Origin of the sequence: Duganella radicis (assembly GCF_009720825.1) — a bacterium.
Taxonomy (GTDB): domain Bacteria; phylum Pseudomonadota; class Gammaproteobacteria; order Burkholderiales; family Burkholderiaceae_D; genus Rugamonas; species Rugamonas radicis.
In genome coordinates this window covers 16,781-34,400 of the sequence record NZ_WNKY01000027.1, presented here as the reverse complement: position 1 = coordinate 34,400, position 17,620 = coordinate 16,781, and the positions used below count along the sequence as shown (strand labels likewise).

The window sequence follows — 17,620 nt, the reverse complement described above, 5'->3', positions numbered from 1 at the left end:
CTTATCTCAACGCATGCGTATTGTCCTGGTGACGCTGTCCCATAATGCCAGCAATCCTTTTTCATCCTGCGTGCCAGAGCCTTTGGCATCCATCTCAAGATGGATTTTGGGTGCGGCAACCGAAGGGACAGGTCGCATTGTCTCCAGCGCAAAACTCACTTGCTTCTCGCCTCCATCCTCCCCCAGCACAACCGATGCGCCCCACTCCTGCGCGCGCATGCCTGCTACTGTATGTTCACTTTTCCGTAGCACCTTCTCCTTGGCCTGAAATTTTCTCAGCAAAGAGTCCTTGCCGCCGACGCGCTGCAACAACGATTCAGTATCGTCCTTGCGGAAAGTATCAAAGTCCAAGGCAAACGTAATCTCCGAAGCAGTACTTCGATAGCCAAGGCTAGCTGACTCCGAACGGTATCTCCCCTTGACAGCTACATCCCCTAAGCAAAAAGTGCCGGGAAGGTCGCTGGGGGATTGCACGTACTCGACATTGCGTTTGAATTCGAGCAGCAATGCCTCCGCACTTTTAACCTGATTATTGTACGAGTCGATACGTGCGATCAGGTAACGGTCATGTAACAGCCAATGGACTTCGCTCTTATATGCATCATCGATTTCATTCACCCGGAACAGCATGCCGCCGTCGCCGGTCTCCTGCGACAAGACCAGCTTGTCCATGTTGCCATGGTTGACCTCAGCCAAGGCGGCCTGACGCTCCTTGACCCGCTTGGCAAATGCGGTCTGACTGGTTTTTTCTTCAACGATCAGATCAATACTTGCATCCGCCACCACATCTGATACGGCACAAAGATGCCTAGTGCGCCAGGACTCGACGTATAGCTATCAGGCAGATCGATAAGGCTATGACCGATGCAGTGCGGCCTCATTGCCGACGTCATTTTCAATTTTTCAACATCATTTTTCTTCGCATCACACCCCGCGAGAATCAGGGTGAGCGCCAGACTGCGTATCACCGCCACCGCTTGTCGACGAGCTGAGATAGATATTGCCAATTGTTGTCACCGTGGTCGTATCGTTCGGGTAACGCGGCCCCACAGGGCCAGCGCCTGGGATTCGTCTTTTGCGCTATCGCCCTTTACCGTCATCTCGAAATGAATTTTTGGCGCAGCCGGCGACGGCACAGGCTCGGCCAGCATGGCCGAGGCTTGGTCGACAGCATCACGCAGCGCCCTCCCATCCGGCCTTAACGGAGGTGCTTTGCTATCGCCGACAATGTCATTCGTGGGGTTTGCGATCATCGGGACACCGTGGGTAACGAGACAAGTCCTCGCGCACCCAGCAGGTGGCGTCGCCGTTGTCCTGCCAGTGGTAGCGGATGCGCACGCCGCCCAGCTTGTCGCAAGAAAGTAAACGGCATCGACCACGCATCAGGCCATGGTACGACCCTCGGACATATCCGGGGAAGGCGTCAGCATGGCCGTTTTCGCACCTTGGGTCAAAGGACTCTTGCCTTCGTACCGCCAGTAGAGGAACTTCTTGTCGCGTTTACCCATGAAATACTGGCGGTTCCTGCTCCAGCGGCTGGCCTCAACGAAGCCAATATAAGCATCGCTCATCTGATTTTTGAAACCTGCCACGGAATCGTGCACATACCGGTCGAAGAATTTATCGAACAACGCCCGCTTTTCCGCGCTCATCTTTTTGCGTATAGTGCCTTTCCAAGCCTCGAATATCACATCCTCCAATGGCGTGGTGGAGCTGCGGAAGAAGCCGGTTCTTTTTTCTGCGATATCCTGCACATCAGCTTCCCATTCCTGGTCTGTGACCGTCATATAGGTATCAGGAGTGGCGTACGCCACACTCTGACCGGAGGCAATGATCGCCTGACGCTGTTTTCGCTCTGCGCGCTGACGTTCCGTCCGCCCCCAGCGCCAATGGTAATAAGCGCCCATGTGACTGACCACTTGCTGCTCCAGCCTGCTCCCATCCGGAATCAGGCTCATATAAGTCTCAAAACACGACTGTAACTCTGAACTGATCGAGAACAATCCACCGCATTCACGATTGATTTGTTCGGGCGACTTGAATGGCACCCCTGCGGCATAGGCGGAAAGATACATATTGCAAAGCGGAATGCGCGCCAGCTCGTTGGTGCGACCTTCCTGCGCCATAGACTCATAGCCGCCTCCGACATCCGAATGCGCGCCGGGATAGAAGGTTTCGCGGCAGTTGCCCGGAACGGCCTGATCCACGCGCACCGAATCGGAGGGAAACTTCTCCCTGACTTCATGCGAAGCCACGTAGTGCTCGCAAAAGCGGACATAGGAAGGTATACGGAGCTCGTTGGCCCAAGCAGCGTGACCACCATCATCCACGAGATAAAGAAGCCCGCCCCAAAACGGTCCCACCAGATATTTCAGGCGGGATTCAAGCCTGCTACCTCCGAACCCGACCGAAGCTACAGTATCGAAAATGCCGACAAAATAAATCACCACCCGGGGCACATCGCCACCGCTGTGCGTCCATAGTAAATCCTGATTTTGCCGGGCACAGATAGCGCCCAACTGATGGATGAAGGCACGCGCCTCAGCAGCACCACGACTGAACCCAAAGATCGCGACATTGATCTGGTTAACATGGGGCATGTGCGCGTCGACACGCTTTTTAAATTCCTTCATCATATAGTCTAGGCGAAGTTGCCCTTTGGCGGCGTTAGCCATGCCGGTGGCCTTGTCGATGCCGCCGCCACTATCGCCCACTTCCGGAAATGGCGTCCCCACCCCCGGCACATAAATCGCGTAAGCGCGGTTCGGCACGTCGGCGTCCTTGTGCGCGAACATGCCCAGCTTGGCCACGTTGCTGTACTTGATGTTGTCGGGATTTTGGCTACCAAAGCCATCTTCGCGGAAATTGTTACCTGTACCATCAAAGAAACAACTGATCCACACCGGCTTTTTGCACGCCGAGAGGTCGGCGGTCATTTCCACCTTGCTCAACTGGTTGCGATAAATACCGCGCGCGGCTTTCTCCGCTTTACTCAGTGATTCCACCCTGCGCACCGTCGGCTTGCTCATCTCTACTCCCTATGTGGTTTGCGCGGAATCCCATACCAGGGATTGTCAATCTCATGCTGGCAGTGACTTCCTTTGGGCAAGGTCATCGCATGGACCGCGACCTCCGCCGAAGGTAGAGGCTGCTCCAGCTTGCCGTCGCCAACCAATGCCACGACCGCACCATCGCGCAGGAAGTGCAAACGCAGATTATCGAACTGAGCGGGATATGGCGCGCGTACAGGCACCACCAGTTCGCACCAACGGCTTCCGGGTGCCGCCGCTCTGGAGGCGCGGTGGTCGAAACGGCCGCTCTCGCCTTCAAACAGATCAAGGTCGTACACCACCTGCCAAACCACCCTCAACGACACCGGAGGCTGAACGCTTTTATCCCAATAAAAACAGCAGGCGGACGACGAGTAATAAACCGTCTGGCCATTGTCCATGGTCGTCTGACTGGCATTGCGAAAATACACGGGACCGGCATAAGCAGCCTCCTCAATCTTAAACGGCAGATTGGCAAACTTGAAATACACTTCGGTGACATTACTGTCCGTGTAGTTGTACACGCTGGTATTCAAGGTCTGCTGCAACTGATTCTGGCGCCAGCGCAGATCCTTTTCGGGCCCGTCGCATCCCGCCAAAAACAGCACTGCCAGCCAAAGAAATATCCTGTATATCACGCTCACTCCCATCAAACTTCCAAGCTTTGCCATTCCGCCGCGCCCCAGTCCAGCACCGCGTTGCTTAGGCCGTGCGGCGACTGAAGCACCGTGCGCAGCAATGGCAGTCCATCAAACTCGGGGCCCAACAGGGTCGCCAGGAAGCAGTATGTCTTTAGGTCCGCCATCCCAGTTACACCATGCTCTTTTGCCCGCGTCAATTGGCGAAGAAAAAAATCATATCTTTCGAAATCAGGAATCGCACGCAATTCCTCGACATGGTCACTGAGCAGAAGATCCGTCATCGTATAGGGCAGGCACGCATCCATCAACCTGTCTACCTGCGCCGCGCTCAACTCGACAGGGCGGGACGGCGCCGGCAAGTACCCGCCCTCATGATGAAGGGTCTGCAACTCCCCTCTGCAATCGACATAAGACCATTGCGCGATACCGGCCAACGCCTCGGCCCGCTGCTCCTCTGTAAGAACACTTAACCAATGCGGCAATACCCGCGGGTCATAGTAACGCATCACCCATCGGCTGCCATCGTCATGCAGAACCTCCGTCAAGGCGCTTAAACGCTGGATGATCTCATCGACAAGCAATCGCGAGCGAATCACGGAAACGTAAAGCGCCGCATCGGGTAGCTCGACAAGCCGGCCAAGCTGGTAGCGCAGCATGCCCGGCTTGAAAGATTGCAGCAAAGGACCCGCGTATTTTGCATCATGCTCAACCGTACCGGTCAGCAAGGAAACCGCGGCCGATATTCCATAATCCCGCTCGAACTCGATAAAGCTCTTGCTGCATTGCGCACCGTCCACGAGCGCATAAATATTCTCAGCATCATCCAATGGCATTTGCTCGGCCAGCTTTTGAAGATTGATCTGGTTCATCCTTTCAACCTCCTATGGCGGCAAATGGTGAGGCGCTTTTCGCCGCGTTAAGAAGACATTCCTTACACACACTGCGTGCCAGGACTGGCATGGCGTATTTGGCACTTTCGGCGCTGCTGAATGACTTCTTACCGGCATGGACGGTCAACTTGCCCGGACACTGCACCGTGATGTTGCCGCCCTCGATGGTGATGTTGGCGCCGCCCGCCGTGGACAGGCTGATGCGCTTGGCCGCCGCCCAGTCCACGCCGGCGTTGGCGCTGATGACGTTGACCTCGTCGCGCGCCTGCACTTTCAGTTCGTCGGCCTGCGCCTGGATGTCGACGGCGTCCTTGGCGGCGATCAGCTGTACGCCGACGCCGCCCTCGCCCGGCTTGACCGCGCCGCCCAGCACGCCGATCGCCTGGCCGCTGTGCGCGCGCAACTGGCCGCCGGTGATGAACTGGCTGTCGTTGCCGCTCATGAGGGAGATGGTTTCGCCATTGGCCAACTGCACCGCCGCGCCGGACGTGACGCCGATGCCGCTTTTGCCGCTGATGGCGATGATGGGCGCGCCGGCGTGCGGCAACTGGTCGTCGCCGGGGGCGGTTTTCCTGTCGGCCGCGTCGGCGCGCGCCGCGTCCAGGCTGGCGTTGCCGACCATGCCGGATACCGCCGTCAACATCGCTTGCAGCGGCGCGGCCTTGTCGTCCAGCGTGCTGGCGTTGGCCTTGGCCGCGCCCAGATGGGCGGCCAGCGCGACCGTCTCGTGCGTCCTGGCCGCGTCGTTGAAGGTTTCGCCCAGCTTGAGGGCTTGCTTGAGCAGCGCGATGCCGGCCGCGTTGTCGCCCGCCGGTTCGCGCGCGTCGGCGTTGTGGTTGATCTTGTAGCTGCTCACCAGCAGGCCGGCGCCGGCGCGCACCGCGCCGTAGGCATCGGTGCGCAATTCCGCACCCTGTCCGCGCAGGCTGCCGCGATAGTTGTCGGCGCTGTGGATCAGGTGACCCAGCGTCAGTTCGCTGGCGGCGTGGGTCGAGTGCAATTGCACGCGGCCTTGGGCGTCGGTGTCGTCGAACAGCAGTTGGTTGTAGCCCTTGCCGCCGAATTCCTTGCTGCGCACGCCCCACTGGGCGGCGGCGTTGCGGTGCCCCGCACTTTCCGCCGAGGCGCCATGCCATAGCGGGCTGTTGCCGCCGGCCAGATTGCCTTGCGCCGACACCGCATGGTCGCTGGCCGGCTGGAAGCGCGCGGCCTGGTCCTCGCCGCCGCTTTGCGCGCCCGGCGTTGGCGGTACGCCGCCCTCGCCCTGTCCGTTGTACAGCGCGCCGATGATGATCGGCCGGTCGATGTCGTTTTCGATGAATTGCACCAGCACTTCCTGTCCGATGCGCGGCAGGAACTGGCTGCCCATGCCGCCGCCGGCCGAGCGCTGCGCCACGCGCACCCAGCAGGTGGCGTCGCCGTTGTCCTGCCAGTGGTAGCGGATGCGCACGCGGCCCAGCTTGTCGCAGTACAGTTCATCGGCGCCCGCTGGTTGCGCCAGGCCGTCGGCGCCGATGACGATGGCGCTTTGCGCGCCGCGCGCGGTGGGCTTGGGATGGCTGCGGCCGTCGCTGCCCGGCAGTTGCGGGCGCCAGATGACGTCGGCGGCGATGGCGTCAAAGCTGTTGGCATAGCCGGTCTCACGCGCCTGTGCGATGGTCAGGGCGAAGTCGTCGCTAGCGGCGGCCGCCAGTTCTGCGAGTAGTTCCGGCAGCGGGCCAAACAGTTCCGCCAGCGCCTGCTGTGCCGGCGACGGCAGGTTGTTGACGCCAACGCTGCGCACGCGCAGCAGCACGTACGCAGGCGCGGCATCGTCCGCCGCGCCCGAGGCCGAACCGGCCGTCGCGCCAGCCGTCAGCGACAGTGGCCCTTGCGTCAGCGTGAAACGCGTGCCGGCGGCCATGGTACGCACGGTGGAACGGCCGCGCCACAGCTGGGCGGCGGCTTCGCGGCCTTGCATCTGGAGGTCGGCGTAGCGCTGCGCCTGCGCGGCATTGGCGTAGCTGTACTGGCCCGGCACATCGTAGCTTTCCAGCGGTGGCAGCTTGCCGGACGGGAGACGCGAAGGTGCGCTAGCGTTGACCGCCTGTTTTGCCTTGTAGTCGTAGCTCAGCAGCGTGGTCAGCGAGGCGGTGACGGCGCGCCGCGCTTGCAGGGCCTGTATCGTATCGCTGGCCTCGCCGGCGCGCACGCCGTGGTAGCGAATGCCGCCGCCCGCCTCGCTGCTGGCGTCTTCCGGCGTGGCGCTGAGCTGACGGCTGTCGGCGAACAGCACCACGCCGACGCCGTCTTCCAACTGTTCGTAGCGCCACGCCAGGCCTTCTTCGGTCAGCAGGCGCTGCACGAAATCGAGATCGGATTCGCGATACTGGCAGCAATAGCTGCGCGCCACCGCGTCCGCCATGAAGGGCTCGGCTTCTTCGCTCCAGCGCCATTGCGCCAATGGCGCGTAGCCTTCGAACACCTCGTCGATTATTTCAATAACGGTCTTATCCTGCCAGACCCGGCTGTTGCGCACCTGGCTCAAACGCCACAGCCACGGCGTCAGGCGCAGGCGGAAGCGCGCCAGGCCGCCCTCGCTGCCCAGCATGGCGGCCTGCGTGATCTCGCCACGGAATTGCGTGCGGCTGCCGTCGGCCAGGCTGACTTCGAGCGCGGCCGTCCGTCCCAGCAACGGCGCCAGCGGTACCGAGGCGTTGGTCGACAGCACGATGACGTCGCGCGCGCCCACGCCCTGAACGCTGTCCTCCGCCGCGAACGCCTCCACCAGCAGGCCACCGGCGCCGAGGTCGTCGCTGTCGCCAGCGTCCAGCGTCAGTTGGAACAAACGGGTGGCGCTGGAAAACTGGGCCAGGGCGGCGGTGATTTGCTCTAACAATGCCACAGCCATGAAATTTAAATATTATCAATAGTGCAAAACACTATACTGACTCGTCTGTTCACATGGCGCACGATTCATACGTAACACCTCTGAGAATGGGAGCGACTAAGTTCAACGGCCAAATCCATTTTGGCATTTTGCGTTGTCGTTGCCAAAAATGATAGCGATGGATTTAAAACAGGCCGGCGGTGCTGAGTTCCTTGTCCCAAGGCGGGAGCGGGTGGTATTCGGCGATCAGGAAGTCGATCAGTGCGCGGACTTTGGGCGAGGGCTGGCGGCTGGCGGGATACAGTGCGCTCAGGTGGTTCAGGGGAAGTTCCCAGTCGGTCAGTACTGGCACCAGCGTACCTTCCAGCAAGCTGCGCCATGCGAGGAACGTCGTGTTGTAGACGATGCCCAGACCGCGCTGGGCTGCCTGCTGTAGCACCAGGCCGTTGTTGGCGGTGAAGGCGGCGGGCACGCGCACCGATTCCCGCTCCTCGCCGCGCTGGAAGTGCCATTGGGTGCCGTCGGTCAGGTGGCTGAAGTGCAGGCAGCGGTGTTGTTGCAGCTCTTGCGGCGTTTGCGGCATCCCGTGCCGCGCCAGGTAGTCCGGCGACGCGCACAGCACGGCGCGACATGGCGCCAGCGGACGCATCGCCAATGCGCGCACGTCCGGGATGCCGCCTACCCGTATCGTCAAATCAAATCCATGCTCGATCGGGTCGAGCAGCGCGTCATCCACATACAACATCGGCGCCAGCAGCGGATGCTGGAGCGCGAATTGCGCCACTGATCCGGCCAGCCATTCACTGCCGAAGCTGGACGGCGCCTGTATCCGCAGCGGCCCGGCCAGATCGTCGCCGGCCTGCGCCACCACCCGCGCCGCTTCCTGCGCCTGCGCCACGGCCGCCGTGCACGGCGACAAGTAGGCCTGGCCGACATCGGTCAGGCTGACCTCCCGTGTCGAGCGGTGCAGCAGCCGCGCGCCCAGTTTTTCCTCCAGTTGCAGGATGTGCTTGCTCACCATGGCGCGCGTCAGCCCGAGACGGCGTCCCGCCTCGCTGAAGCTGCGCAGCCTCGCCACTTCCACAAAAATTTCCATCGCCCGTAACTGATCCATGGGCCGATTGTCTCCATTCCGGCGACAATGTGTCAACCCATTGTCGTTCAAAGGCCTTGTAAAATGGCAGCCATCGAATATTCCCCACGGGAGCTGGACATGCTGACGGAAGCACAAAAACAACAATATCAACGCGATGGTTTCATCGTCATCCCCGGTTTCAAGACGGCCGAGGAGATCGCCAGACTGCGCGCCCGTGCCGCCCAGATTGTCAACGATTTCGACCCGGCCGCCCAATCCGGCATTTTCAGCACTGTCGAGCAGGAAAAGACCACCGACGATTACTTCCTCGGCTCCGACAACACCGTCCGCTGCTTTTTTGAAGAGGAAGCCTTCGGCCCGGACGGCCAGCTGAAACAGGCCAAGGAACTGTCGATCAACAAGATCGGCCACGCCATGCACGATCTCGACCCGGCCTTCCGCGCCTTCACCGCCGACGCCCGCCTGGAAGAACTGGCGCGCGAGATTGGCCTGTCCGATCCCCGGGTCTGGCAGTCGATGTACATCTTCAAGCAGCCCGGCATCGGCGGCGAGGTGCGCTGGCACCAGGACGCCACCTACTTCGACACCGATCCGGTCAGCGTCACCACCTTCTGGTTCGCGCTGGAAGACGCCACCCTGGACAACGGTTGCATGTGGGCCGAGCCGGGCGGCCATCGCGGTCCGATGCGCGAACGCTTTCTGCGCAACGGCGACAAGGTGCGCATGGAAAAACTCAGCGATCTGCCATGGCCGGACAACAGCACCGCCGTGCCGCTCGCATGCAAGGCCGGCAGCCTGGTTTGCTTCCACGGCCTGCTGCCGCACTACAGCGCGCCGAACCGCTCGCCAGTCTCGCGTCACGCGTACACGCTGCACGTGACCGACGGCGCCACCCACTACTCGCCGCGGAACTGGATTCAGCGCGACGACAAGCTGCCGGTGCGAGGCTTCCTGTAATGCGGATTCAGATTTTCGCCGCCCACTGGGGCCACCATGAACTGCAACCGCAAGTCTTCATCGACCGCGCCAAGTCCGCCGGTTTCGACGGTATCGAGATGTCGCTGCCGCTCGACGCCGCGCAACGCGACGACTGGACCCGCCGCATCGCCGACGCCGGCCTGGCGCTGATCGTCGGCCAGTGGGAGACGGTATTCCACAAGGACTTTGAACCGCACAAGGCGGCGCTGGCCGAACTGCTGCACAACGCCTGCGCCGCCAGGCCGCTGCACATCAATTCGCAAACCGGCAAGGACTACTTCACGCAGGAGCAGAACCGCGAACTGCTGGATCTGGCGGCCGATATCTCGCGCCAGCACGGCGTGCCGATTTATCACGAGATCCACCGCAGCCGTTTCAGCGGCCATCCGATGCTGTTGCTGCCTTACTTGCGGCAGATGCCCGAGCTGCACCTGACCGCCGACCTGTCGCACTGGTGCTGCGCCTGCGAGACGCTGCTGGAAGACCAGCCGCACACGCTGGCGCAAACCCTGCCGCACGTGCGCCACATCCACGCCCGCGTGGGCCACGCGCAAGGTCCGCAAGTGGCCGACTTCCGGGCGCCGGAATCGCAGGCGGCACTGGAAGCGCACCTGTCGTGGTGGGATGAAGTGATCCGCCTGCGCAAGGCGGCCGGCGCGCGGCATATGACGCTGACGCCGGAATTCGGCCCGGTGCCGTACACGCAAACCTTGCCTTACACGCAGAAGGAAGTCTCGAACGCCTGGGAGCTGAACGTCGCCATGCTGGCACTGCTGCGCCAGCGCTACGCCGCCTGAACCACGACGTCCTCCTGCAGCCAGAGCGGCAGCACCAGCGTCACGCTGGTGCCTTCCGCCGGCACCGACTCGACCCGGATGGTGCCTTTCAGGACACCGGTCACAATGTTATAAACAATATTCATCCCGAGGCCGGAACCGCCCTGCCCCATCTTGGTGGTGAAGAACGGATCGAAGATTTTGTGCAGCACCACGTCGGTCATGCCGATGCCGTTGTCCTTCAATTGCAGCACCACCACATCGTTGCCCTCGCGCCGCGCGCTGATCGCCAGCATGCCACTTTCGCGTCCATCGAAGCCGTGCAGCAGCGCGTTGCCGATCAAATTGCTCAGCACCTGGCTCAAGCTGCCCGGATAGGAATCGAACACCAGGTCGGCCGGCACGTCGGCCGTGACCGTGCAGCCGGCGCGCCGCAGCTGCGCGGCGTAGGTGGCCAGCGTATCGTGCAGCACCTCGTCCAGGCGGAAGCGGCGCCGCTGGCCGCTGGCCTGGTCGACCGCCACCTGCTTGAAGGAGGTGATCAGGTCCGCCGCCCGCGTCAATGAATTGGTCATGATGTCGCAAGCCTTGCGCGCATCGTTCAGGTGCGATTCCAGCGCCGAGCGTTTCAAGCCGCCGTCCTCCTTCAGACGCCGGTCGAAGTCGCGCACCATGTCGCCCAGCGCGCTGGCGGTCAGCAGGCTGTTGCCGATCGGCGTGTTCAGTTCATGCGCCACGCCGGCCACCAGCGCGCCCAGCGACGCCATTTTCTCCGAGGTTTGCAGATTGCTTTGCGCCTGCTTCAAGGTCGCCACTACCCGCGCCAGATCGTTGCGCGCCTCTTCCACATTGCTCTTCTGCCGTTCCAGTTCCTTGAGGCTGAACTCCATCCCGTGGCGCGCATCCGATTCGCGCCGGTTGGCCACCAGCAGCAAGGCAATCAGCCCGCTGATGACGACGCCGGCGATGGCGATCAGCACCACCGGCAGTTGCGAGCGGCCATAGCGCGAGCCTGAGCGCCCTTCGAACTTGATGATCCAGTTGCGCTGTCCCACCGGCAGCACGGTGTCCACCTTCAGGCCCGGCACGTTCTCGGCGCGCTCCTGGTGCGACTCCACCCTGCCGTCGCTGTCATACAGCAGCGTATCGGCCTCCGGCGCCGGTGCTTTGCCGTTCTGGAAGCCGCCATCCTCGATGCGGATGTGCAGATGCTCCAGCAGCGCCGGATCGATCACCTCGCGCATCAGCGCATTCACCCGGAACACGATCGCCACGAAGCCCACCAGCGACTCGCGCCGCTGCGCGGTGGTCTCCAGCGCCGCGTCGTTGCGGTACACCGGCGCGCGCGCCACGAAGCCCGGTTCGCCGGTGACGTCCTGCACCAGCGTGATGCGCTCGGTGGCGACGATCTCGCCGCTGTCGCGCCCCAGCTCCAGCGCTTTCAGGTGCGGCGGCAGCGCCGACAGATCGAGGCCGAAGGCATTCTCATTGCCCTTCAACGGCTCGGTATATTCAATGATGAAGTGCAGCGGACGCACGCTGGCCGGATGCACATGGAAGTTGGGATAGCCCTGCGGCTCGACGCTGGTGTCGCTCTTCACGTGCGCCACAAAGCGCGGCAGCTCGCCCTCCGGCACCACCCGCACGAATTGCAACGCCTGGAAACCGGGATAGCGGCGGTCGATCTTGAGCTCGGTGACGAAGCGGTGAAAATGCTCGCGGTCGATGCGGTCGTTGATGGCGTACAAGCCGCGCATGGCATGCAGCGTGTCGAAGTAGATTTGCAGCCGGCTTTGCATATCGCGCGCCACCTTCTCGGCGTCGTGCTGGAAGCTGGCGCGCACTTGCAGCTTCTGCTGCTCTTCCATGACGAAATAGCAGGTCCAGGCTGTCAGGCAGATCCCGACAAAGAACGCCAGGTAGCCGCGCCCGCGCACCATGATCACCCCGGGTCGCTGTAACGTTCGGCGATGGACATGAATTCCTCCTCCACCGTCAGCATGGCGTCCACCACATCGGGATCGAAGTGTTCGCCGCTTCCCTGCCGTATCATCTCCATGGCGGTTTCGTGGGTAAAGGCCGGCTTGTAGACGCGCTTGGAAATCAGGGCGTCGTACACGTCGGCCACCGCCATCAGGCGCGCCGACATCGGAATGGCGTCGCCGGCCAGCCCCTGCGGATAGCCCGAGCCGTCGAATTTTTCCTGGTGCGACCAGGTGATCTCGCGCGCGTAGCGCAGGAAGGTGTTGGTGTAGCCCAGCGCATTCTCGACGTTGACGATGGCGTCGCGGCCATGCACCGTGTGCTGCTTCATGATCTCGAATTCGGCGTCGGTCAGGCGGTCCGGCTTGAGCAGGATGGCGTCCGGGATCGACACCTTGCCGATGTCGTGCAGCGGCGCCGCCTTGAACAGCGCCTTGATGTTGGCGTCGCTCAGTTCTTCCGCGAAGCGCTTGTGCGATTGCAGCTGGCGCGCCAGCGCGGCGACGTAGTGCTGCACGCGACGCAGGTGGTTGGCGGTTTCGTACTCGCGCGTTTCGGCCAGCGAGGCCATGGCCCAGATCATGGCGTCCAGCATCTGGCTCAGTTCCAGCGTGACCTCTTCCACCACATGTTCCAGCAGATTGCGCTGCTGCTTGAGCAGCTCGCGCGCATGGCGCAATTGCAGATGGGTGTCGACGCGTGCGCGCAACACGCCGGCGCTGACCGGCTTGGGCACCACGTCGGCCGCGCAGGCGTCCAGCGCGCGCTGCTCGTCGGCCGCGCGTTGCAGCAAGATCACGGGGATGTCGGCGGTGTCGGGACTGGACTTGAGTTGCTGGCACACGCTGTAGCCGTCGACGCCGGGCAGGTCGGCGTCCGCCACCACCAGGTGCGGGCGCGGCACATGCTGCATGATGTCGAGCGCCGCGCGGCCGCTGTTGGCCAGCCGGACTTCGTACTGATCCTCCAGCATGGCATTCATCTGGATCAGCTGGTCCGTAGCCTCATCGACGATCAGTACGATGGCCTTTTTGACATTCATCTGCCGCCACTCCCCCTGTGTTCTCACTGTCATCATAACCGAGCGGAATTGCCCGCCAAAACTATTTTTCCCCGCCTAGCTTGCAATTATATAGCACGCTACCTATACTAGGGAGATGGAAACGCACACTCAACCCCCTTCGGCCGTCCCGCAGCTGGACGCGCAGCTCTGTTTCGCCCTGTATTCGACTTCGCTGGCGATGAGCAAGCTGTATCGCAAGCTGTTGCGCGGCCTCGGGCTCACCTATTCCCAATATCTCGTGATGATGGTGTTGTGGGAAAAAAACGAACTGACCGTGTCGGAGGTCGGCGAACGCCTGTTCCTCGACTCGGCCACGCTGACCCCGCTGCTCAAGCGCATGGAGGCGGCCGAGCTGCTGACCCGCACCCGCGCCGCCAACGACGAGCGCCAGGTCATCATCAAGCTGACCCCGCACGGCGACGCCCTGCGCCACGAGGCGGCCAAGCTGCCGCCGTCCATCCTGCAAGCCACGCAATGCACGCTGGACCAGGTGGTGGACATGAAAAAACAACTCGACGAATTGCGCTCCAGCCTGATGGCTTCCGCCGCTTAAAAGAAGAATATGACGACACCACTCTACACGCCGCTGGCCGATGCGTCCGCCGCGCTGCGGCGGGATGGCTACGCCCTGCTGCAACCCGGGGACGTGGCCGCGCTGGCCGGCGTGCCGCTGGCCACGCTGAACGCCCTGATCCCCAGCTGGGACGCGCTGGCGCTGGACAATTATCTGAAGGACGGCGGCCGCTATCGCCGCCGGCGCCACTCGTGCTTCGTGCAGGAGGGCGCGCGGCTGCGCCAGACCGCGCACCGCGCCCACTGGCAGCCGCTGGAATACAACGCCCTGCACGGCGGCATGCACCGCCTGTTCGAGCCGGTGCTGCCGGCCACCGTGGCGCAGCCGGCCTGGGCGGCGCTGATCACCGCCATCGGCCAGCTGTGCAGTGAAGCGCGCGACAACCACGGCAAGGCCGAACCGTGGTACGTCGAGGCGCACCAGTTCCGCATCGACACCACCGATGGCATCGGCCGTCCCACGCCGGAAGGCGCGCACCGCGACGGCGTCGATTTCGTGGCCGTGCTGCTGATCGCGCGCGCCGGCATCAAGGGCGGCGAAACCCGCGTGTTCGAGGCCGACGGCCCCAACGGCAAGCGCTTCACCATGACCGCGCCGTGGACCCTGCTGCTGCTGGACGACGCGACTGTCATCCATGAATCCACGCCGATCCAGCCGCTGGGCGCGCATGGCCACCGCGACACGCTGGTGCTGACCTGGCGCGCGGGCGCCTTCCAGGGACAGGAAACTTCCACTCGGGTGGCTAATCCGATATAGTCTGTATAGCTAACTATGCACCAGGAGGGTGGTCTGTGGACACCACTTACGAAATACAGCCCGATGAAATTGAGATCCTGATCGTCGAGGACAGCCCCACCCAGGCTGAACGTCTGCGCCGCCTGATCCAGTCGATGCGCTATGGCGCGCGGGTGGCGCCCAATGGCAAGCTGGCGCTGGAGGCGATCCGCGAGCGCAAGCCGCACCTGGTGCTGTCCGATATCGTCATGCCGGAAATGGACGGCTACGCGCTGTGCCGCGCCATCAAGACCGACAACGAGCTGCGCGACATCCCGGTCATTCTGGTGACCTCGCTGATGGACCCGAAGGACATCATCCGCGGCATCGAATGCGGCGCCGACAACTTCATCCGCAAGCCGTACGCGGAAGACTATCTGCTCAACCGCATCGGCCACATGCTGATGAACCAGAAGCTGCGCAAGAACCAGAACATGGAGATCGGCATCGCCCTCTATCTGGGCGAGCAGAAGCATTTCATCAACGCCGACCGCCAGCAAATCCTCGATCTGCTCATCTCAACTTACGAGCAGGCGGTGCAGGTCAACGCCGAGCTGCAAGCGCGCGAGCGCCAGGTGATCGAGCTGAACATGCGGCTGGCGCACCACGCCGGCGAGCTGGAAACCATCAACCGCGAAATCGCGCTGAAGAACCTGGAGCTGGCCGAGGCGAGCCGCATGAAGTCTGCCTTCATCGCCAATATGTCGCACGAGTTGCGCACGCCGCTCAACGCCATCATCGGCTTCACCGGCGCGCTGCTGATGAAGCTGCCCGGCCCGCTGACGCCGGAGCAGGACAAGCAGCTCAACACCATCCGCACCAGCGCCCGCCACCTGCTCTCGCTGATCAACGACATCCTCGATGTCGCCAAGATCGAGGCCGGCAAGGTCACGCTGGAACTGGAAACCGTGCAGTGCCAGGAAGTGGTCCGGAACGTGGTCGACACGCTGCGCCCGCTGGCCCTGCAAAAAAACCTGGCGCTGGAAATGGAACTGGCCGATCCCGCCATCGTGCTGGAAACCGACCGGCGCGCATTGACGCAGATCCTGCTCAACCTCGGCAACAACGCCATCAAGTTCACCGAGACCGGCACCGTGCGCGTGACGCTGACCGAGCGCGCCGGCGAGAGCGGCAAGAACATCATCGAATTCTCGGTGGCCGACAGCGGCGCCGGTATCCGCGAGGAAGACCAGGCCAAGCTGTTCCAGGCCTTCTCGCAACTGGATTCGACCTCGACCCGCCACGCCGAAGGCGCCGGCCTCGGTCTGTACCTGTGCCAGAACCTGGCCAACCTGATCGGCGGCTCGCTGTTCTTCAAGAGCGATTTCGGCCACGGCAGCACCTTCACCCTGGCCCTGCCGCGTAACTAGTTACTTGAAAGCATGTGCATCGCAACACGCGGCTTGCCGAAAAAACCACCTCTATAGAGGTATGAACAACGTAGTTCTACGGTATTGCAACGCAACATAAAGAGGCGTATAGTTGGAACTGTCTCCTCCAACCGTTCGCTGAACATTGGAATTCAACCCGCACCGTGTGGTCGCGGGTTTTTTTTTGCCTGCGCGCGGCGGCGCGGTGAGAATTGGTGATATTTTCCTCATCGCAAACATCTATACTTGCGGGCATGGACTCCTTCACTCTGGTCATCGTGTCGGCGCTGGCAAGCACCATCATGGCGGCCACGATGTATCTCCTGCATCGCGCCAGCCGGCGCACGCCCTGCCTGCTGGACTGGTCGGCGGCCGGCCTGTGCTTCCTCGCTTCCAACGCGCTGGCCCTGCTGGCCATGCACGTCCAACTGCCCTTCCTGCTGGCGCCGGGCATCGCCAACGTGTTCTATATCGGTGGTCATTACATGATCCTGGCCGGCGTGCGCCGCCATCTTGGCCTGCGCCCGCGCTACGACTGGCTGGCAGTGCTGGCGCTGATGGTGCTGCTGCTGCACGTCACCGGCTTTGCCCACGGCCCGGTGGCCAGCCGCCTGATCATGCTGACGCCGTTCGTGGCCGGCATCAACGCCAGCGTGGTGTGGCTGCTGGCGCGCCAGCAGGAACGCGCCATGCGCGACTCCTACCTGCCGCTGCTGGTGGTGGAGGCGGCTTTCATGACGCAGATGACGCTGCGCGCCGTGTTCCTGGCGCTGGGGCAGCCGGTGCAACTGACCTTCCTTGGCAGCCAGATCTGGCAGACCGGCGGCTCGCTGGCGGTGCTGGCCTTCCTGTCGCTGGCCACCATGTGCTGCGCGCTGATCGTGATCCGCCACCAGGAACTGGCGCTGCGCAGCGCCTCGCTGACCGACAGCCTGACCGGCTGGCTGAACCGCCGCGCCTTGCTGGACATGGCCGAGCGCGAATTCCAGCGCCACCGCCGCAGCGGCGACGCCCTGCATTTCCTCACCTTCGACATCGACCACTTCAAGGCCATCAACGACCAATTCGGCCACGCCGCCGGCGATGCCGCCATCCGCCACGTGACCAATGTGTCGGCGCAGGCGTTGCGCGGCTACGATGCGCGCTTCCGCATCGGCGGCGAAGAGTTCGCCGTGCTGATCACCGGCGACGGCAATTTCCAGACGCGCCAGATCGGCGAACGTCTGCGCCTGCTGATCGAAAGCACGCCGCTGCTGATTGACGGCCAGCGCCTGACGCTGACGGTCAGCCTGGGCGTGGCCGGCTGCCAGCCGGACGACCTGCAATGGGACGAGGCCCTGCGCCGCGCCGACCAGGCGCTGTACCACGCCAAGCGCCATGGCCGCAATCGCCTCAGCGTGTACGGCGAAGACTTGCTGCCGCCATCCCTCGCCCGTCTGGCCTGATTCCTTCCGCTAAAAAAGTTTTCAAATGCTGCAATATTGGCGGCAGGCCCGCGTCTACCCATAGGCAAGACCATTCAGCGATAAATTAAACAACCGATTTAGTTATATCAT

General features: G+C 62.5%; 14 protein-coding genes. 6 read left to right on the top strand and 8 right to left on the bottom strand.

The genetic code is table 11. From position 1 onward, the window contains the following. Positions 1 to 6: 6 nt before the first annotated feature. The 6 genes from GM676_RS20870 to GM676_RS20845 all read right to left on the bottom strand — a co-directional run bounded on the left by GM676_RS20870 (position 7) and on the right by GM676_RS20845 (position 8,564). A complete protein-coding gene (locus tag GM676_RS20870) occupies positions 7 to 783 on the bottom strand; it encodes a T6SS immunity protein Tli4 family protein (RefSeq protein WP_155465835.1) in 777 nt (258 codons plus the stop codon). 599 nt (positions 784 to 1,382) lie between these two features. After that, complete coding sequence (locus GM676_RS20865) at positions 1,383 to 3,029, bottom strand: T6SS phospholipase effector Tle1-like catalytic domain-containing protein (RefSeq protein ID WP_155465833.1); 1,647 nt, start codon at positions 3,027 to 3,029, stop codon at positions 1,383 to 1,385. Positions 3,030 to 3,031: 2 nt separating this feature from the next. Continuing rightward, complete coding sequence (locus tag GM676_RS20860) at positions 3,032 to 3,721, bottom strand: DUF3304 domain-containing protein (protein WP_155465831.1); 690 nt, start codon at positions 3,719 to 3,721, stop codon at positions 3,032 to 3,034. After that, the gene (locus GM676_RS20855) at positions 3,700 to 4,560 is read right to left on the bottom strand and encodes a DUF4123 domain-containing protein (RefSeq protein ID WP_155465829.1); all 861 of its coding nucleotides are present in this window, start codon (positions 4,558 to 4,560) and stop codon (positions 3,700 to 3,702) included. The genes GM676_RS20860 and GM676_RS20855 overlap by 22 nt, the downstream gene beginning before the upstream one ends. A 4-nt stretch (positions 4,561 to 4,564) precedes the next feature. After that, a complete protein-coding gene (locus tag GM676_RS20850) occupies positions 4,565 to 7,471 on the bottom strand; it encodes a type VI secretion system Vgr family protein (protein WP_155465827.1) in 2,907 nt (968 codons plus the stop codon). Between the two features lie 163 nt (positions 7,472 to 7,634). Continuing rightward, positions 7,635 to 8,564 carry a LysR family transcriptional regulator gene (locus tag GM676_RS20845; protein WP_229262798.1) on the bottom strand — a complete coding sequence of 310 codons (930 nt, stop codon included), beginning with the start codon at positions 8,562 to 8,564 and terminating at the stop codon, positions 7,635 to 7,637. Between the two features lie 99 nt (positions 8,565 to 8,663). On the opposite strand from GM676_RS20845, the gene GM676_RS20840 reads away from it, so the two are divergent. Both GM676_RS20840 and GM676_RS20835 read left to right on the top strand, forming a co-directional pair. After that, complete coding sequence (locus GM676_RS20840; protein WP_155465825.1) at positions 8,664 to 9,503, top strand: phytanoyl-CoA dioxygenase family protein; 840 nt, start codon at positions 8,664 to 8,666, stop codon at positions 9,501 to 9,503. Further along, positions 9,503 to 10,321 (top strand): sugar phosphate isomerase/epimerase family protein, encoded by an 819-nt coding sequence (locus tag GM676_RS20835; RefSeq protein ID WP_155465823.1) that lies wholly within the window; start codon positions 9,503 to 9,505, stop codon positions 10,319 to 10,321. The genes GM676_RS20840 and GM676_RS20835 overlap by 1 nt, the downstream gene beginning before the upstream one ends. Here GM676_RS20835 and GM676_RS20830 read toward each other — a convergent pair. Together GM676_RS20830 and GM676_RS20825 are read right to left on the bottom strand one after the other, a co-directional pair. Continuing rightward, positions 10,309 to 12,240, bottom strand: a complete 1,932-nt coding sequence (locus GM676_RS20830; RefSeq protein WP_155465821.1) for a CHASE domain-containing protein — start codon at positions 12,238 to 12,240, stop codon at positions 10,309 to 10,311. The genes GM676_RS20835 and GM676_RS20830 overlap by 13 nt on opposite strands. Before the next feature lie 2 nt (positions 12,241 to 12,242). Beyond that, positions 12,243 to 13,325 carry an HD-GYP domain-containing protein gene (locus GM676_RS20825; protein ID WP_155465819.1) on the bottom strand — a complete coding sequence of 361 codons (1,083 nt, stop codon included), beginning with the start codon at positions 13,323 to 13,325 and terminating at the stop codon, positions 12,243 to 12,245. A 115-nt stretch (positions 13,326 to 13,440) separates the two neighbouring features. On the opposite strand from GM676_RS20825, the gene GM676_RS20820 reads away from it, so the two are divergent. The 4 genes from GM676_RS20820 (at position 13,441) to GM676_RS20805 (ending at position 17,509) form a co-directional block, all read left to right on the top strand. Beyond that, positions 13,441 to 13,899 carry a MarR family winged helix-turn-helix transcriptional regulator gene (locus GM676_RS20820; RefSeq protein WP_155465817.1) on the top strand — a complete coding sequence of 153 codons (459 nt, stop codon included), beginning with the start codon at positions 13,441 to 13,443 and terminating at the stop codon, positions 13,897 to 13,899. A 9-nt stretch (positions 13,900 to 13,908) separates the two neighbouring features. After that, on the top strand, positions 13,909 to 14,676 hold the full coding sequence (locus tag GM676_RS20815) for a 2OG-Fe dioxygenase family protein (protein ID WP_155465815.1): 768 nt from the start codon (positions 13,909 to 13,911) through the stop codon (positions 14,674 to 14,676). 35 nt (positions 14,677 to 14,711) lie between these two features. Beyond that, a complete protein-coding gene (locus GM676_RS20810) occupies positions 14,712 to 16,064 on the top strand; it encodes a hybrid sensor histidine kinase/response regulator (RefSeq protein ID WP_371866318.1) in 1,353 nt (450 codons plus the stop codon). Between the two features lie 254 nt (positions 16,065 to 16,318). Further along, the gene (locus tag GM676_RS20805) at positions 16,319 to 17,509 is read left to right on the top strand and encodes a GGDEF domain-containing protein (RefSeq protein WP_155465813.1); all 1,191 of its coding nucleotides are present in this window, start codon (positions 16,319 to 16,321) and stop codon (positions 17,507 to 17,509) included. Positions 17,510 to 17,620: the final 111 nt, after the last annotated feature.

What these genes read in the sequence shown, in the direction of transcription:
- GM676_RS20825 (WP_155465819.1), bottom strand. Translation starts at nt 13,325, where the DNA reads ATGAATGTCAAAAAGGCCATCGTACTGATCGTCGATGAGGCTACGGAC.
- GM676_RS20855 (WP_155465829.1), bottom strand. Translation starts at nt 4,560, where the DNA reads ATGAACCAGATCAATCTTCAAAAGCTGGCCGAGCAAATGCCATTGGAT.
- GM676_RS20820 (WP_155465817.1), top strand. Translation starts at nt 13,441, where the DNA reads ATGGAAACGCACACTCAACCCCCTTCGGCCGTCCCGCAGCTGGACGCG.
- GM676_RS20805 (WP_155465813.1), top strand. Translation starts at nt 16,319, where the DNA reads ATGGACTCCTTCACTCTGGTCATCGTGTCGGCGCTGGCAAGCACCATC.
- GM676_RS20815 (WP_155465815.1), top strand. Translation starts at nt 13,909, where the DNA reads ATGACGACACCACTCTACACGCCGCTGGCCGATGCGTCCGCCGCGCTG.
- GM676_RS20850 (WP_155465827.1), bottom strand. Translation starts at nt 7,471, where the DNA reads ATGGCTGTGGCATTGTTAGAGCAAATCACCGCCGCCCTGGCCCAGTTT.
- GM676_RS20865 (WP_155465833.1), bottom strand. Translation starts at nt 3,029, where the DNA reads ATGAGCAAGCCGACGGTGCGCAGGGTGGAATCACTGAGTAAAGCGGAG.
- GM676_RS20860 (WP_155465831.1), bottom strand. Translation starts at nt 3,721, where the DNA reads ATGGCAAAGCTTGGAAGTTTGATGGGAGTGAGCGTGATATACAGGATA.
- GM676_RS20840 (WP_155465825.1), top strand. Translation starts at nt 8,664, where the DNA reads ATGCTGACGGAAGCACAAAAACAACAATATCAACGCGATGGTTTCATC.
- GM676_RS20835 (WP_155465823.1), top strand. Translation starts at nt 9,503, where the DNA reads ATGCGGATTCAGATTTTCGCCGCCCACTGGGGCCACCATGAACTGCAA.
- GM676_RS20845 (WP_229262798.1), bottom strand. Translation starts at nt 8,564, where the DNA reads ATGGATCAGTTACGGGCGATGGAAATTTTTGTGGAAGTGGCGAGGCTG.
- GM676_RS20830 (WP_155465821.1), bottom strand. Translation starts at nt 12,240, where the DNA reads ATGGTGCGCGGGCGCGGCTACCTGGCGTTCTTTGTCGGGATCTGCCTG.